General features: G+C 59.0%; 1 protein-coding gene. It reads right to left on the bottom strand.

All coding sequences use genetic code 11. The features are described 5' to 3' along the window. The coding region (locus AF337_RS00025) for an SDR family NAD(P)-dependent oxidoreductase (protein ID WP_152970849.1) at positions 1-244 on the bottom strand (244 nt) is incomplete at both ends.

The following is a 244-nucleotide window of genomic DNA, read 5'->3' as shown; positions in this document are numbered from 1 at the left end:
GCATTGGATGTGATGCCGGATGCGCCGTGCTCGACTGCATATTGGCGCATCAGCGCCATCAGCGCGGCCTTGGAGGTGCCGTAGGGGCCGAAATCCACACCTGGATTGACAGCCTGCTTGGAAACATTGAAGACGATGGCGCCGCCGGTCTTCTGCTTCTCCATCACACGCACGGCGGCTCGGGCCATGTAATGATGGCTCCAGAAATTCAATTCGAACGCCTTCCTGAACGTCTCCTCCGGCA

Origin of the sequence: Rhizobium ecuadorense (assembly GCF_001187535.1) — a bacterium.
Classification (GTDB): domain Bacteria; phylum Pseudomonadota; class Alphaproteobacteria; order Rhizobiales; family Rhizobiaceae; genus Rhizobium; species Rhizobium ecuadorense.
The sequence above is the reverse complement of the archived record's forward strand: the minus strand, read 5'-3'. Positions and strand labels throughout refer to the sequence as shown.